Source organism: Rhodococcus sp. NPDC056960, assembly GCF_042674125.1.
Taxonomy (GTDB): Bacteria; Actinomycetota; Actinomycetes; order Mycobacteriales; family Mycobacteriaceae; genus Rhodococcus_F.
The window spans coordinates 53,891-68,809 of record NZ_JBHURF010000007.1 but is presented as its reverse complement, the minus strand read 5'-3'; the positions used below and the strand labels follow the sequence as shown (position 1 = coordinate 68,809).

Genomic DNA, 14,919 nt, shown 5'->3' with positions numbered 1-14,919 from the left:
AACCCAGATACTGTGACCCACGCCACCACATCTTCCGAAGGATCACCACGTGACCCGACCTTCTGCCCTCCTCGACCGGACCGTCGCCATCGGATCCGAGTCGCGCAGCCGTGCCTGGGGCCTGACCGGCCTCCTCGTGCTGCTCTACGTCGTCAACTACGCCGACAAGGCGGTTCTCGGCATCATCGCCCAACCGCTGGCCCACGAGCTGGGGCTGAACGCCTCCCAGATCGGGCTGGTCGGCAGCCTCTTCTTTCTGACTTTCACCGTCGGCGGGTTCTTCGCCGGCGCGCTCAACCGCTGGATGCCGCTGCGGTGGTCGCTGATGGTCCTGGCGCTCGCCTGGGCCGTCGCGATACTTCCGCTCGTGGTCGTCGCGAGCTTCGCGGTTCTGCTGGTCAGCAGATTGCTGCTGGGGCTCGCCGAGGGGCCGAGTTCCGCCCTGCTCCACACGGCGGCCTATTCGTGGCACGCACCCGCCAAGCGTGGACTGCCGAGCGCCCTGCTCGCGGGAGCCGCGTCGATCGCGAAGATCGCCGTCGCCCCGGTTCTCGCCTACATCACCGTCACCTACGGCTGGCGTTATGCGCTCGTCGCGCTGTCCGTGATCGGCGTGCTGTGGTGCGTCGTCTGGCTCACGGTCTGGAGCGAGGGCCCGTACATTCGCAGCGGCAAGGGCGGCGATACCGCGCCCGCCGCCGGTGAGATCGTCGAACCCGCGGTGCCGTGGGGACGCATCTTCCGGACCCGCACCTTCATCAGCGGCGCACTTCTCGTGATGAGCGTGTACGCGCTGGTCGCCGTCGTGCTGACCTGGCTGCCCTCGTATTTCGAGGTGGGCCTCGGGTACAGCAGGCTGCAGGCCGGTTCGATGTTCGCGTTCCCGAGCCTCGCCGGACTCGTCCTGATGCTCCTCTCGTCGGTGATCGGCGACCGCCTCCTCGCCCGCGGATCCACGTCCCGGCTCGTGCGCGTCATCGTGCCCGCCGTGGGGGTGCTGATCTGCGGAGCGATCCTGCTGGCACTTCCGTCCATCACCACGCCCGCGGTGGCCGTCCTCGTCGTCTCCGTCGGCTACGGCTTCGCCGCCTCGGTCTTCCCGTTGCTCAATGCGGCGATCTCGGAGATCTGCCCGCCGCGGCAGACCGCAGGCACCCTGGGCGTGTTCCTCGCCGTGATGGCGATCGGCGGCCTCGTCGCCCCCTACGCGACCGGTCTGATCGTCGACGCGGCCGCCTCGCCGGCCGAGGGTTACGCCACCGCGTTCCAGGCGCTCGGACTCGTCGCCGCCGTATGCGCCGTCGGAGCCCTGCTCCTCGCGAACCCCGAGCGCGACAAGAAACTGGTGCGGGGCGACGCTGCGGCCATAGGCACGAACTAACGCTGTGATCGGCCGAAAGTCGTTGTGCCGACGCCCTCGCCCGTGATTGATTCGAATCACACCCCCTCAGATCGAAGGAATCCACCATGCGCGATGCAGTGATCGTCGACGCCGTCCGCACGCCCATCGGGCGGCGAGGCGGTTCCCTCTCCGGAATCCACCCCGCCAACCTGTCGGCGCACGTCCTCGAGGCCCTCGTCGCGCGCACCGGACTGTCCCCGGACCAGATCGGCGACGTCGTGTGGGGTTGTGTCAGCCAGGTGGGGGAGCAGGCGGGCAACATCGCCCGCACCGCCGTACTCGCCGCAGGCTGGCCCGAGACGGTGCCGGGCACCACTCTCACCCGGGCGTGCGGATCGAGTCAGCAGGCGGTGAGCTTCGCCGCCGCCACCGTCATCGCCGGCCACGAGGACGTCGTCGTGGCCGGTGGTGTCGAGTCCATGAGCCGGGTACCGATGGGCAGTGCCAGTAAGAACGGCGAGCACTTTCCGGCGGCCGTCCTCGACCGCTACGGCATCGACGGATTCAGTCAGGGCACCGGCGCCGAGATGATGGCCGCGAAGTGGGGCCTGTCGCGTCAGGTGCTCGACGAGTACTCGCTGCGCTCGCACGAACGCGCGGCGCACGCCGTGGACCGCGGTGCGTTCGACGGGCAACTCGCCCCGCTCTCCGACGTCCTCGCCGGGGACGAGGGGATCCGCCGCGGCGGTTCGCTCGAGTCGCTCGGCAAGCTGAAGACCGTCTTCAAGGAGGACGGCGTGATCCACGCCGGGAACTCCTCGCAGATCTCCGACGGCGCAGGCGCGCTGCTCGTCACGACGAGCGAGAAGGCCGCGCAACTCGGACTGACTCCGATGGCCCGCATCCACACCTGCGCCGTCGCCGGCGACGACCCGGTCATGATGCTGACCGGACCGATCGCCGCGACGGAGAAGGCGCTGTCTCGGGCGGGGCTGAAGATCGACGACATCGGCGCGTTCGAGGTGAACGAGGCGTTCGCGCCCGTCCCCCTCGCCTGGCAGGCGGAGACCGGCGCCGCGACCGATCGGATGAACCCGCTCGGCGGTGCCATCGCGGTCGGTCATCCGCTCGGCGGTTCCGGCGCGATCCTCATGACCCGCCTCGTGCACCACATGCGGGACAACGGAATCCGGTACGGACTGCAGACCATGTGTGAGGCGGGCGGCCTCGCCAACGCCACCGTTCTCGAACTTCTCTGATCCGACAACAACTTTCGAAGGGAACACCCGCACGATGGAACTCAAGGGAATCTCGACGGCCGTCACCGGCGGCGCGTCCGGGCTCGGGCTCGCGACGGCACGCCGCCTCGTGGACGCGGGCGCTCAGGTCACGCTCATCGACCTGCCGAACTCCGACGGACAGGCGGCGGCGAAGGAACTGGGCAGCGCCGCCCAGTTCGCGCCCGCCGACGTGACCGATTCCGAGCAGTTCGCGGCCGCACTCGACGTCGCCGACGAGCGCGGCGGGCTGCGCGGGCTCGTGCACTGTGCCGGCGCCGGACGCCGGATGCGCATCCTCGACTCCGACGGCAAGGCGGGCTCGGTCGACGACTTCGAATTCGTGATCCGGCTCAACCTCGTCGGCTCGTTCAACGCCCTGCGCCTCGGCGCGGAACGGATGGCGCGGCTGGACGAGGTCGACGGCGAGCGTGGTGCGGTGGTGCTCACGGCGTCCGTCGCCGCGTTCGAGGGCCAGATCGGGCAGATCAATTACACGGCGTCCAAGGCGGGCATCGTCGGCATGACGGTCACCGCCGCCCGGGACCTCGCCAGCCGCAACATCCGGGTGTGCACCATCGCGCCCGGGATCATGGACACCCCGCTTCTCGCCCGGCTCCGCGACGACGTGCGTGCGTCGCTGGAGAAGTCGGTGCCCAATCCGTCGCGTCTGGGCAAGCCCAGCGAGTTCGGGCAGCTGGCCTGCCAGATCCTCGAGAACGGCTACCTCAACGGCGAGACCATCCGCCTCGACGGTGCCATCCGCATGGCACCTCGCTGACGAACAGAGGACCGAACGTGAACAACCCTGCACCGGCACTGCACTACCCGGATCTGACGTTGGCGGCGTTCCCGCCCGGCATGGCGCGCCTGTACGGAAACCGGGCCGCGGTGGTCGACGGCGACACGGTGTGCACCTATCGCGAGCTCGACGAGCGGTCGGGTGCCTTCGCCGCGGCGCTGCGGGACGCGGGCGTGACCGAGCGCGACGTGGTGCTCCTGCACCTGGGCAATTGCGTCGAATTCGTCGTGGCCTACTACGGCGCGCTGCGCGCCGGAGCGACCGTCACCCTGGTCAATCCGCTGCAACCCGCCTCCGGTCTGCGGTCGCAGATCGTGGACACGGCCGCGGTCGCGGCCGTCACGCAACCTGCGCAGCTGGAAACCCTCGTCGAGGCGGCGGAGGGCACTACCGTCCGTACGGTCGTGGTGGCCGGACTCGCGGCAGGCGCGGGACGCGGCCAGTTCGGGTTCGACGAGTTCGTCGCCGGATACGCCGCCGGGCCCTTCACCCCGGACGTGTCCGGCGACGACGTCGCCCACCTCGCCTATACGGGCGGGACCACCGGGGTGTCGAAGGGTGTGCGGGTGCTGCACCGCAACGTCGTCGCCAACGTGACCCAGATGATCGCCTGGCGGGCAGGCCACGAGGTGCGCGCCGACGCCGACGGCGGAATCGAGTTGCGGCCCATCGCCGGTCTCGAGGACCGCGGTGTCGTGCCCGGTACCGGAGCCACCGTCGTGGTCTCGCCCTTGTTCCACGCCCACGCCCTGATCAACCTGTCGTTCCTGCTGCTGTGCGGGGCGACCCAGGTGTTCGCCGGACGTTTCGAGCCCGGCCGCATGCTGGACCTGATCGAGACGCACCGTGCCACGTACATCACCGGGAGCCCGGCGATGTGGCACGCCGTCGCCACCCATCCCGACGCCGCGACCCGGAACACCGATTCGGTGCGGGTGGTGTCCTCGGGTGCGGCGCCGATCGACCACGTCACGCTGGAGGCGCTGGGCCGCGCTTTCCCGTCGGCCAGCGTCGTCGAGGGGTACGGGCTGACCGAGGGCACCTGCCTGGTGGCGTCCGCGCCGCTGACCGGTGCCGTCGCGTACAAGATCGGCAGCGTGGGCCTGCCGGTGTTCGACACCGAGGTGCAGATCCGCGCCCAGGACGATTCCGGTGCCGTGCTGGACGCCGGTGCCCGCGGCAAGCTGTGGGTCCGCGGACCGCAGGTGACGGACGGCTACCTGAACCATCCCGAGATCACGGCGCAGCAGTACGTCGACGGCTGGCTCGACACCGGCGACATCGCCTACGCCGACGAGGACGGGTACCTGTTCATCTGCGACCGCACCAAGGACATGCTGATCTACAAGGGCTACAACGTGTATCCGCGTGAGCTCGAGGAGATCCTGGTCTCGCACCCGGACGTGTCCTCCGCCGCCGTCGTCGGCCGGCAGGCCGGCAGCGTCGGTCAGGAACCGGTGGCGTTCGTCGTGCCGACGCCCGGCACGAAAATCGACGGGGATGAGGTGTCCGCGTTCGTCGCCGAGCGGGTGCTGCCGTACAAGAAGATCCGTGACGTCGTGGTCGTCGATCAGCTGCCGACGTCGGCGGCGGGGAAGATCCTCAAGACGAAGCTGCGGGAGCAGCTCGCGACCGCGGTGACCTAGCGCCTTCTCCCGCTGGGCGGACGCCACTCTGTGTCGTGCTCCCTTCTCTCCCTACCGTTCTGGGTGGGGGAGAAGGGAGCACGTATGACATCGGCAGATCCGCTCGTGTACATCGTCGACGACATGGTGGTGGCACCCGGCCGGGGCCGCGCATTTCTCGCCGCCTACCTGGAGTGTTATGCGCCGGGCGCGACCGCGCGTGGGCTGACGCTGGACAGGGTGCTCGTCTCCCCGCCGGTATGGCTGGAGGACCGATCGAACACGGTGACCGTCAGCTGGACCGTGCGGGGTGCTCGCGAGTGGTGGCGGCAGAGCCTCCTCGCGCGTCACGATGCCGACGTGCTTCGCTGGTGGGCCGACGCCGACGAGCTTCTCACCAGCCGGCGACGCACCGTCTCGTGCTCGTCCGTGGACGTGGAGGCCGTGACCGATGTATAAGGTGACCACGCTGATTCACCTCGCCCCCGGCGTGGAGGCCTCCGCCGCTACGGCATTGGCAGGCCGGCTACACGACGCCGCTGATCCCACGGCTCGGCGCGTTCTCGTGACACCGGCCCTGCCCGGGGGAATCAACGGCGGGGACGTGATCGCGCATCTCCACTTCGACGACGACTCCCAGTGGCGCGCCGCCGAACCCGAGATCACCGCACAGCTGCGCACGCCCGAGATCGGGCACATCGACAGCGTCGGCTACACGGGCGTGCCCGCACCCGCCCGGGATACTGTCGAGCCGACCATCTACCGGACACTGTTGGTCTCGGTCGACGATGCGGCCGACCCGGCGGTGGTGGAGCAATTCGAATCCGAGACACGGGCGATGCCGAACTACATCCACACCATCGGCACGTCGCAGCTGAGCCGGGTGCACGAATCGTCCGGTGCGGCGCGGTGGACCCACGTGTGGGAGCAGGAATACGCCGACCTGGACGGGCTGACGGGGCCGTACATGACACACCCCTATCACTGGGCGCACATCGATCGGTGGTTCGATCCCGAACGCGGGCCGCGGATCGTCACCCGGCTCTGCCACAGCTTCTGTGCAATCGACGGCGCGATCATCTAGCTCCTACGTCGGTTGCGGCACCTGCCACTGACCGCTGAAGGCGGGGGGACGCTTCTCCACGAAGGCGCGCACCGCGGCCGGTGCGTCGGTGGCGAAGTTGATCGCCTGCGCCCGCGCCTCGTTCTCGAGCGCCTCCCGCAACGACGACGCCGTGCCGTCCTCGATCAGCCGCGCCGACTGCATGACCGCGACGGTCGGTGATGCCGCGAGCCGGACGGCGAGCCGGGCGACCGTGCCGTCCAGTTCTTCGGGATCGACGAGTTCGCCGACCAGCCCCAGCGCGTCCGCCTGCTCGGCGTCGATCATCTCGGCCAGCATGACCAAGCGTTTCGCGCGGTGCAGTCCCACCATCCGGGGCAGCAGCCACGAGCCGCCGAAATCGACCGACAGCCCGCGCCTGGCGAAGATCTGGCTGAATTGTGCGTCACGCGAGGCGATGAGCAGATCACACAGCAGCGCCAGGTTCCAGCCGGCTCCCACAGCGTAGCCGCGGACCTTCGCGATCAGCGGCTTGGGGAACTCGGCGACGGCCACCGCCGTCGCGTTGATCTGACGCATCCGGTCCAGGGGGTGCATCGGTGCGCGCTTGTCGAGGTCCGCGCCGCTGCAGAAGTCGCCGCCCGCGCCGGTGAGGACTACGACGCGGGTGGCGTCGTCGAGGGCGAGTTCGCCCAGTGCCTCCCGTAACGCGATCCAGGCGTCGAGGGTCATGGCATTGCGGCGTGCGGGCCGGTTCAATGTGATCGTCGCGATCGCGCCGTCCCGGCTGATCAGGACGTCGGATTCGGTTGCTGTGGTCGGGGTGACGGATTCGATGCTCATACGCGGCTCCAGACGTGGGCGCGGTTCCCGGCGACGCCGGAGTGGTCGACGCCGTGCCGCACCACCAGTCGATCATCGGAGGCGTTCGGCCGCAATGTCGTGATGGGACATGCGGGATGAGGCGAAACCTATGACTCGACGCGGGCCGCGATGGTCCGCCGCACGAGTTCGATGAACGCGTGCCCGGCGGGCGAGAGCATGTCCGGGTCGAACGCGATCCCGAACGCGCGGGCCACCTTCGGCTCCACCGGGCGGACCACCGCGCGGTCCCGCACCGCCTCCGCGACCGACCTCTCCAGCAGGGTGCCGCCGATCCCGGCCAGTACCAGGGGAAGTCGCGCCTCACGGTGCTCGGACAGCGCCGCGAGGTGGGGGCGTGCTCCGGCTCGACGGATCGACTCCTCGATCTCGTCCGCCACGGAGTGACCGCGCGGGACGAAGACCATCGGGATGTCGGGCAACGCAGACAACGGAACCGGACCCTCCGGCATATCGGTGCCCGGCGGATACACGAGCCAGTACTCCTGCTCCCCGAGTTCGACGACGTCCAGGCCGGAGTCGTCGAGCGGGAAGTGCGCCACCACGAATTCGCAGTGACCGTCCTCGATCAGCGACCCGGCCTGGGCCTCGTCCTTCAGTTCCCCCAACCGCACCGACACGTTGGGGTGGGCCCGGCGGAATTCGGTGACGAGGTCCACGACGGGACCGAGCGCCAGCGCCGGGAACGTCATGATGTCCAGCCTGCCTGCGAGGGCACCGTCGGACGTGGCGAGGAGATCCTCGACGGCGGTGACGTCGCGCAGGATCTGTCTGCTGGGCCCGACCATGCTGCGTCCGGCCGCGCTGAGCACCATGCCCCTGCCGATGCGGTGGAACAACTGCACCCCGAGTTCGCGTTCGAGTCCGCGCAGCGCCTGAGAGATGGTGGGCTGCGCGACGCCGAGCGATGCGGCGGCCCCGTTGATGCCCTCGTGCTCGACGACGGCGAGGAAGTACTCGACCTGACGTAATTCCATCGCTCAGTTCCTCACTCGCGTGCCGGCGGTCCGGGCCTGCTGCGCGATCGACACGAACGCCGCCGCAGCCGGCGATCCCGGGCCGGACCGCTGGACGAGCCCGACCGGGCGGGTCAGCTTCGGGGACAGCGACCGGATCGAGACCCCGCGCAACTGTTGCTCGGCGACCAGTCGCGGCAGGACGGTGGCCCCGGCGCCCCGCATCACCAACTCCCATGCGGCACTCGGGTGTGCGCAATCGATGACCACGTTCGCGGTGGCGCCCACGAGATCCGTGATCAGGGCGGCATCGCTCTTGTCCCCGAGATCCTGGATCAGCGGAATGTCGCGGAGGGCCGACCGGGGCACCGGATCGGGGAGGGACTCGGCGAGGTCGCCGGGCAGGGCGAGCACCAGTTCCTGGTCGCCGATGGGAACGGACCGCAGGGCACTGTGGTCGACGGACAGGTCGATCACTCCGAGTTCGGCCTCGCCGCGGCGCAGCGCACCGAGAACGCCGGTGGGGCCGTCGCCGTCGATGACGCGCACGGTGACGTGCGGATATTCCCGGCGGAACCGTCGCACCAGGTCGACGATCGGATCGATCGAGAACGCCGAGTAGGTGACGACGTCGACACGGCCGGAGGTGAGTTCGCGTACCGCGGCGACCTTGGCCTTGGCGCGCTCGACGTCGGCGAGGATGCGCCGGGCCGCGACGTCGAGGGTGCGGCCGTCCTCGGTCAGTTCGAGACGCCGCCCGGTGCGGTCGAACAGGGTGACACCGAGGCGCCGTTCGAGGGTGCGGATGGCCTGCGACAGCGACGGTTGCGAGATGTAGAGGGACTGCGCGGCCCTGGTGATCCCGCCGTGATCGACTACCGCGACGAAGTAGGTGACGAGATGCAGGTCCACGCGGTCATCGTACGGAAGCGGCGGTGCGGGCTGTGCCGATCACGCCGCTAGCGGCCACGCCACACCGGCGGGCGCTTCTCCGCGAAGGCGCGGGCACCCTCCTGGGCGTCCTCGGAGGCGAACACCGGATCGAGGAAACGGCGCTGCGCGGCGAACGCGTCGGGATCGGTGTAGCCGGCGGACATCGCGACGACCTGCTTGGTGGCCCGCACCGCGAGGGGACCGTTGGCGGCGACCCGTGCCGCCAGTTCACGGGCGGTGGCCAGGGCCTGTCCGGGCTCGGTGACCCGGTTGACGAGTCCGTGTGCGTGCGCGACCTCGGCGGTGAGGGGATCGCCGGTGATCGCCATTTCCATCGCGATCGGATACGGCAGCACCTTCGGCAGTCGCAGCAGCCCGCCCGCGGCGGCGGCGAGACCCCGCTTGACCTCGGGGATCCCGAACTTGGCGTCGCGGGCGGCCACGATCAGGTCGGCCGACAGCGCCAACTCGCAGCCTCCGGCGAGCGCCCAGCCCTCGACTGCCGCGATGAGCGGCTTCGTCGGTGGCGCCTCGGTGAGTCCGCCGAACCCGCGACCGGGCAGCGACGGCCGTTCCCCGCGCGTGAACGCCTTGAGATCCATGCCCGCGCAGAAGGTTCCTCCGGCCCCGGTGAGGATCGCGATCGTCAGGTCGGGCCGCGCCTCGAATTCGTCGATCGCGGCGGCGAGCGCCTTCGCGACCTCGAGGTCGACGGCGTTCTTCGCCTCCGGCCGGTTCAGGGTGATGACGGCGACGCCGTCGGCGAATTCGGTGAGAACCACGCTCATGGATGTGTTCCTTACGGGGTGAGGGCAGGGGCCGCCGCCGGTGCGGTGGTCCAGCGTTCGGGAAGGCCGCCGAGCGAGCGGATGCCGCCGCGGTCGGCCAGGACGAGCAGGTGGGCGTGCGTTTCCCGGACCGCGAGCCGGAGCAGCCGGTCGGACATGGAGTCGAACGGGCGCGACCACGAGATCCGCGTCGAGATCTCCCACGCCGTCGATTCGGGATGGGCGCCCAGCGCCGCGACGATCTCCGCGAGGCGCTCCTCGTGGTGACCCATCAGCTGCCGCGCGCGGTCTGCGATTCCCCGGAACCGGTATTCGTGGGCGGGCAGCACCTCACCGTCGGGCATCGACGTGGTGGCGTGCAGCGACAGCAGATAGCGGTGCAGCGGGTTCTCCAACTCGCCGGGGACCGTGGAGATGTTGGGACTGATGCGGGGCAGCATGTGGTCGCCGCTGAACAGCAATCCGTTCGTGTCGTCGACGAACGTCAGATGGCCGGGGGTGTGTCCCGGTGTCCACACCGCCTTCAGGTCCCAGCCGGGCAGGTCCAGCGCCGTGCCGTCACCGAGCACGACATCGACGGCTTCGCCCGGACCCAGCCGGACGAGGTCGACGCGGGCGGCGGAGAGGATCCCGGGGGGCGCCCCGAGCTGGGCGAGCTGGATGTTCCACGTGCGTTCGTCGTCGGCGTCGTCCGCCGGTGAATGGTGGCCGAGCAGAGCGGCATCCGCGTCGTGCATGGCCAGCGCCGCGCCGCTGACCTGCCGCAGCCGGGGCGCGAGACCGAAATGATCGGGGTGCAGATGGGTGATCGCGGCGAACCGGACGTCGGTGACGTGGTGCCCGGTCTGCGCGATGCCGTCGACGAGCGCCCGCCACGATTCCTCGGAATCCCAGCCGACGTCGATCAGGGCCAGGCCGTCGGGCAGAGCGAGTGCGTAGATCAGGACGTAGCGCAACGGGTTTCGAGGCATCGGCACCGGAATGGACCACAGCCCGGGGCGGACCTGCTCGACCGGCGGCAGGACGCCGCGCGCCCACGCCTCGCGCTGGACGGTGCCGACGTCCTCGGTGACGATCACGAGCTCACCGCCGCATCGCGGAGTGTGTCGCGCAGTGTGCGTTTGAGGATCTTCCCGCTCGCTCCGCGCGGCAGTTCGGCGACGAAGACGATCTCCCGCGGCTTCTTGTACGACGCGAGGCGCCCCGCGGTGAAGGCGATCAGTTCCTGCTCGTCCGGCACGACCGCCGGATCCACGAGCCGGACGACCGCGGTCACGGACTCACCCCAGGTCCGGTGCGGCACACCGACCACCGCCACCTCGGCGACCGCCGGATGCTCGGCGAGCACCGACTCGACCTCCACTGGATACACGTTCTCGCCCCCGGTGATGATCATGTCCTTCACCCGGTCGGTGACGAACAGGTATCCCTCCTCGTCGACGTACCCGGCGTCGCCGGTCCGGAGGAACCCGTCGTGGGTGAGCAGTTGCGCGGTCTCGTCGGGCCGATGCCAGTAGCCCGCGACGTTGTTGCGGGAGCGGCACACGATCTCGCCGGACTCGCCGACCGCCAGCCGGGCCCCGGTCACCACGTCCCGGATCTCGACCTCGACCCCCGGCATGGGTCTGCCGGCGGAACGCAGCAGGTGCGCGCGGTGCCCGGACGGGTCGTGGTCCTCGGCGGCGAGGGCGGTGACCGACCCCGTCGTCTCCGTCATCCCGTACCGCTGCACGAATCCACAGCCGAGGCGATCGATCGCCCGCCGGAGCAGCGCGGGGGTGATCGGCGCCGAACCGTACGCGACCAGTTCGAGACTCGACACGTCGTAGCGTTCGAGGTCGGGCACGTCGAGGAGCATCTGAAGGGTCGACGGGACCAGGAAGGCGTGGGTGATCCGGTGCCGGTCGACGAGTGCGGCGACCTGCCGGGCGTCGAACGCGCCGAGCAGCACCACATGGACACCGGCGGACAGGCAGGTGCTGAGCCAGCCGGCGCCCGCGATGTGGAACAACGGCAGGGCGTCGAGCGCCACCGAGCCGGGCTTCCACCGGTAGATCAGCTGGCCCTCCGGCTCGTTGTGCAGGTTGCGATGCGTCGCGACCACACCCTTCGGGAAGCCGGTCGTGCCTGACGTGTAGAGCTGCAGCACCGCGGCATCGGGGTCGTCCCCGAACCCCGGGTCGGTGGCGGTGCCCGAGGCGAGCAAGCGCTCCCACGTCCACGTGCCCGGCGGCAGGCCGTCCGCTTCGGGCGCGTCGACGAGCACGACGGTCACGCCGGGGAGCGCCTCGCGGACGGCGTCGGCGGCCGCGGCGAATTCGGCTTCGACGATCAGCACCCGGAGTTCGGCGTCGACCGCGATCGCGGCGGCTTCGGCGGCGGGCAGCCGCCAGTTGAGCGGGACGAAGACGAGACCCGCCTTGGCGGCGGCCACGAACGTCTCGACCCCCTCGGTGCGCATCCGAAGCAGCGCCCCGACCCGGGCGCCGCCGGATGCCAACCCCGACAGCGCGACCGCGATCCGGTTGGTCCGCCAGTCGAGCTCGGCGTAGGTCAGGGTGGTGTCACCGCAGGTCACTGCCGGTGCTCCGGGCCGCTCGGCGGCATGGTCACGCACGCGCTGGGGAAGATGCAGACCGCTCACATCACGCTCCTCGAGGACTGGTCGACGCCGGCGGGAACCGGGTGACGCGTCCTGCCAGTCGACCACCCGGGTGAGCGCGGACACAAAGACACAGAGCCGAACGGACAGTGAGGAATCGCCTATGGATGCCCGGCCGGACGGCGTCTCGGCGTTTGTAGACTGACGTGGTGGCCGACACCCCCGCCCTGAACCCCGAGGATGTTCAGCGCGCTGCGGCGGCACTGCACACCCCCGACATCGACGGCTGGGCGGGCCGCTTCGAACTGCTGTCGGACGGCAACCGGTTGCGGCTGCTGCTGTGCCTGCACCACGCCCCCGACATCTGCGTCGGCGACCTGGCGGCGGCACTGGACATGACCGGGACCGCCGTCTCCCACGCGCTGCGGCTGCTCCGGAATCAGGGCTGGGTGTCGGCGACGCGGGACGGCCGTTCGATGCGGTACCGGCTGACCGACGACACCGTGCACGAACTGCTGCACACGATCGGCGCCACGCACTATCACAATCACGATCACACGGGAGCCGAACAGGAAAGGTGAATCCCGACATGGAGAACGACCCCGGACTGCTGCCGCTCGACGGCATCACCGTCGTGGCACTCGAGCAGGCCGTGGCCGCTCCACTCGCCACCCGCCATCTCGCGGACATGGGCGCGCGGGTCATCAAGATCGAGCGCGTCGGCGAGGGCGACTTCGCCCGCAACTACGACGACGCCGTCTTCGGGCAGGCGTCGCACTTCGTGTGGCTGAACCGGGCGAAGGAGTCGTTCGGCGTCGACCTGAAATCGGAGGTCGGGCGGGCCGCCGTCGCGGCACTGATCGCCGGCGCCGACGTCTTCGTCCAGAACCTCGCACCCGACGCCGCCGACCGGCTGGGATTCGGGGCGGAGGAATTGCGGGCCGGCCACGAAGACTTGATTGTCGTGAACATGTTGGGTTACGGGTCGGCGGGACCGCGGCGCGAACGCAAGGCGTACGACATGCTGGTGCAGGCCGAAACGGGAATGATCTCGGTGACCGGCACCCCCGACACCGCCACCAAAACGGGTGTCCCGGTGTCCGACATCGCGGCGGGAATGTACGCGCTGACGTCGATTCTCAGTGCCCTGTTCCGGCGGAGCCGGACCGGGGTCGGAGCGCGGATCGACGTGTCCATGTTCGATGCGACCGCCGAGTGGTTGGGCCACCCGATGTACATGAAGATGTACGCCGACAAGCAGATTCCGCGGGTCGGGCTCGGGCACGCCGCGATCGTCCCCTACGACGCGTACCCCACCCTCGACGGCCAGATCCTCATCGGTGTGCAGAACGACCGCGGCTGGCGGCAACTGGTGACCGACGTGTTCAAACGCCCCGACCTCGCCGACCATCCCCGGTTCGCGACGAACATGCTGCGCGTGCGGCACCGGGCCGAGGTGGACGCACTCGTGGCCGAGGAAACACAGCGCTTCACGAGCGCCGCCCTCGACGACGCCCTGTCGGACGCCGGCATCCCGGCCGCGGAACTCAACGACATGGGCGGACTGATCGAGCATCCGCAGTTGGAGCAGCGTGACCGGTGGCGCGACATCGGCACCGAGGCCGGCCCGATCAGGGCCATGCTGCCGCCGATGACGTACTCCGACGTGGAGATGCGGATGGGTGATGTACCCGCGCTCGGTGCGCACACCGATCGGATCCTCACCGAACTGGGCTGGTCGGCCGAGGACATCGCGCACCGGCGCGCGCAGGGCGTCGTCGGCTGAGTTCCGGTGTCAGGGCCTAGTGTGCGCCCTGTCGTATGCCGCCCGTTCGGCGTCGTGCCTGCGACGGATTTTCGGATTCTCGAGGTCCGCGGGCAGCCCGTGACGTTCGAGGCGCCGTGACCGGTTCTGCGCCATGTACGCGACGCTGTAGAACAGCGCCAGGAAGACGCCGAGCAGCACCATCGACCCGCGCAGCCACACCGGGCCGGGGAACAGGAAGAACGCCGCGAACACGGGCAGGAACGGAACCATGCTGCGGACGAGATGTCGCGGCACCGCCCAGTCGCCGATGAGGTCGTTGCGCACCCACCCCTGCATCGAGTCGGGGAGCTTGCGTCCGAACGAGTAGCCCACCCATTGGACGGGAGTGGGACGGGTACGGGGAGCGCGATCGGTCACTGTTCGAGCCTTCCTAGTGCTCCCGCCCGCACGGCGGCAGCGTTGATGCGGGTGAGCACGCTGTGCAGTTCCATGAGTTCGGACATCTCGACGCCGAGTGCGGCGACCACCGCGGGCGGCACCTTCTCGGCCTGTGCGCGCAGGGCCTTGCCCTTGTCGGTCAGTTCGACGACCAGGTGGCGTTCGTCGTCCCTGCTACGGGTGCGGGTGAGGAGCCCGGAGGCCTCGAGGCGTTTGAGGAGTGGAGACAGCGTGGGCGAATCGAGTTGGAGCGCGGCCCCGATCTCCTTGACCGACATGGGAGACGTGCCCCACAGGGCCAGCATCACCAGGTACTGCGGGTGGGTGAGGCCCATGGGTTCGAGGAGGGGGCGGTAGACGCCGAGCACCGCGCGGTTGGCGACGGCGAGGGCGAAACACACCTGCCGATCGAGTGCGAGGGGATCGTCGATGTCCGTGGTCAC

General features: G+C 69.7%; 16 protein-coding genes. 8 read left to right on the top strand and 8 right to left on the bottom strand.

From position 1 onward, the window contains the following. The first annotated feature begins 49 nt into the window (after positions 1–49). From ACFTWF_RS12700 to ACFTWF_RS12675, 6 genes are all read left to right on the top strand, one after another. A complete protein-coding gene (locus tag ACFTWF_RS12700; RefSeq protein WP_378461560.1) occupies positions 50–1,381 on the top strand; it encodes an MFS transporter in 1,332 nt (443 codons plus the stop codon). Positions 1,382–1,467: 86 nt separating this feature from the next. After that, positions 1,468–2,601, top strand: a complete 1,134-nt coding sequence (locus ACFTWF_RS12695; protein ID WP_378461559.1) for a thiolase family protein — start codon at positions 1,468–1,470, stop codon at positions 2,599–2,601. Between the two features lie 34 nt (positions 2,602–2,635). Continuing rightward, entirely contained in the window at positions 2,636–3,400 is a 765-nt protein-coding gene (locus tag ACFTWF_RS12690; RefSeq protein WP_378461558.1) for an SDR family NAD(P)-dependent oxidoreductase, read from the top strand. A gap of 17 nt (positions 3,401–3,417) precedes the next feature. Next, positions 3,418–5,067 (top strand): class I adenylate-forming enzyme family protein, encoded by a 1,650-nt coding sequence (locus tag ACFTWF_RS12685; RefSeq protein WP_378461557.1) that lies wholly within the window; start codon positions 3,418–3,420, stop codon positions 5,065–5,067. Between the two features lie 84 nt (positions 5,068–5,151). Further along, the gene (locus ACFTWF_RS12680; RefSeq protein WP_378461556.1) at positions 5,152–5,505 is read left to right on the top strand and encodes a hypothetical protein; all 354 of its coding nucleotides are present in this window, start codon (positions 5,152–5,154) and stop codon (positions 5,503–5,505) included. Further along, positions 5,498–6,130, top strand: a complete 633-nt coding sequence (locus ACFTWF_RS12675; protein ID WP_378461555.1) for a Dabb family protein — start codon at positions 5,498–5,500, stop codon at positions 6,128–6,130. Before ACFTWF_RS12680 ends, ACFTWF_RS12675 begins: the two co-directional genes overlap by 8 nt. A gap of 3 nt (positions 6,131–6,133) precedes the next feature. Here ACFTWF_RS12675 and ACFTWF_RS12670 read toward each other — a convergent pair whose 3' ends face one another. The 6 genes from ACFTWF_RS12670 to ACFTWF_RS12645 form a co-directional block, all read right to left on the bottom strand. Then, positions 6,134–6,952, bottom strand: a complete 819-nt coding sequence (locus ACFTWF_RS12670; RefSeq protein ID WP_378461554.1) for an enoyl-CoA hydratase/isomerase family protein — start codon at positions 6,950–6,952, stop codon at positions 6,134–6,136. Between the two features lie 128 nt (positions 6,953–7,080). After that, entirely contained in the window at positions 7,081–7,968 is an 888-nt protein-coding gene (locus ACFTWF_RS12665) for a LysR family transcriptional regulator (protein ID WP_378461553.1), read from the bottom strand. 3 nt (positions 7,969–7,971) lie between these two features. Beyond that, positions 7,972–8,859 (bottom strand): LysR family transcriptional regulator, encoded by an 888-nt coding sequence (locus ACFTWF_RS12660; protein WP_378461552.1) that lies wholly within the window; start codon positions 8,857–8,859, stop codon positions 7,972–7,974. 47 nt (positions 8,860–8,906) lie between these two features. After that, positions 8,907–9,668, bottom strand: coding sequence for a crotonase/enoyl-CoA hydratase family protein (locus ACFTWF_RS12655; protein WP_378461551.1), 762 nt, complete (start codon positions 9,666–9,668; stop codon positions 8,907–8,909). A gap of 11 nt (positions 9,669–9,679) precedes the next feature. Beyond that, positions 9,680–10,747, bottom strand: a complete 1,068-nt coding sequence (locus ACFTWF_RS12650; protein ID WP_378461550.1) for an MBL fold metallo-hydrolase — start codon at positions 10,745–10,747, stop codon at positions 9,680–9,682. Further along, positions 10,744–12,312 (bottom strand): long-chain-fatty-acid--CoA ligase, encoded by a 1,569-nt coding sequence (locus ACFTWF_RS12645; RefSeq protein ID WP_378461549.1) that lies wholly within the window; start codon positions 12,310–12,312, stop codon positions 10,744–10,746. Before ACFTWF_RS12645 ends, ACFTWF_RS12650 begins: the two co-directional genes overlap by 4 nt. Before the next feature lie 167 nt (positions 12,313–12,479). On the opposite strand from ACFTWF_RS12645, the gene ACFTWF_RS12640 reads away from it, so the two are divergent. Both ACFTWF_RS12640 and ACFTWF_RS12635 read left to right on the top strand, forming a co-directional pair. After that, positions 12,480–12,851, top strand: a complete 372-nt coding sequence (locus tag ACFTWF_RS12640; protein WP_378461548.1) for an ArsR/SmtB family transcription factor — start codon at positions 12,480–12,482, stop codon at positions 12,849–12,851. A gap of 8 nt (positions 12,852–12,859) precedes the next feature. Beyond that, positions 12,860–14,056 (top strand): CaiB/BaiF CoA transferase family protein, encoded by a 1,197-nt coding sequence (locus ACFTWF_RS12635; protein ID WP_378461547.1) that lies wholly within the window; start codon positions 12,860–12,862, stop codon positions 14,054–14,056. A gap of 9 nt (positions 14,057–14,065) precedes the next feature. Here ACFTWF_RS12635 and ACFTWF_RS12630 read toward each other — a convergent pair whose 3' ends face one another. Then, on the bottom strand, positions 14,066–14,455 hold the full coding sequence (locus ACFTWF_RS12630; RefSeq protein WP_378461546.1) for a DUF5313 family protein: 390 nt from the start codon (positions 14,453–14,455) through the stop codon (positions 14,066–14,068). Beyond that, positions 14,452–14,919: a MarR family winged helix-turn-helix transcriptional regulator gene (locus ACFTWF_RS12625; RefSeq protein WP_378461545.1), complete on the bottom strand. Its 468-nt coding sequence runs from the start codon at positions 14,917–14,919 to the stop codon at positions 14,452–14,454. The genes ACFTWF_RS12630 and ACFTWF_RS12625 overlap by 4 nt, the downstream gene beginning before the upstream one ends.

What these genes read in the sequence shown, in the direction of transcription:
- ACFTWF_RS12670 (WP_378461554.1), bottom strand. Translation starts at nt 6,952, where the DNA reads ATGAGCATCGAATCCGTCACCCCGACCACAGCAACCGAATCCGACGTC.
- ACFTWF_RS12665 (WP_378461553.1), bottom strand. Translation starts at nt 7,968, where the DNA reads ATGGAATTACGTCAGGTCGAGTACTTCCTCGCCGTCGTCGAGCACGAG.
- ACFTWF_RS12675 (WP_378461555.1), top strand. Translation starts at nt 5,498, where the DNA reads ATGTATAAGGTGACCACGCTGATTCACCTCGCCCCCGGCGTGGAGGCC.
- ACFTWF_RS12695 (WP_378461559.1), top strand. Translation starts at nt 1,468, where the DNA reads ATGCGCGATGCAGTGATCGTCGACGCCGTCCGCACGCCCATCGGGCGG.
- ACFTWF_RS12635 (WP_378461547.1), top strand. Translation starts at nt 12,860, where the DNA reads ATGGAGAACGACCCCGGACTGCTGCCGCTCGACGGCATCACCGTCGTG.
- ACFTWF_RS12680 (WP_378461556.1), top strand. Translation starts at nt 5,152, where the DNA reads ATGACATCGGCAGATCCGCTCGTGTACATCGTCGACGACATGGTGGTG.
- ACFTWF_RS12690 (WP_378461558.1), top strand. Translation starts at nt 2,636, where the DNA reads ATGGAACTCAAGGGAATCTCGACGGCCGTCACCGGCGGCGCGTCCGGG.
- ACFTWF_RS12655 (WP_378461551.1), bottom strand. Translation starts at nt 9,668, where the DNA reads ATGAGCGTGGTTCTCACCGAATTCGCCGACGGCGTCGCCGTCATCACC.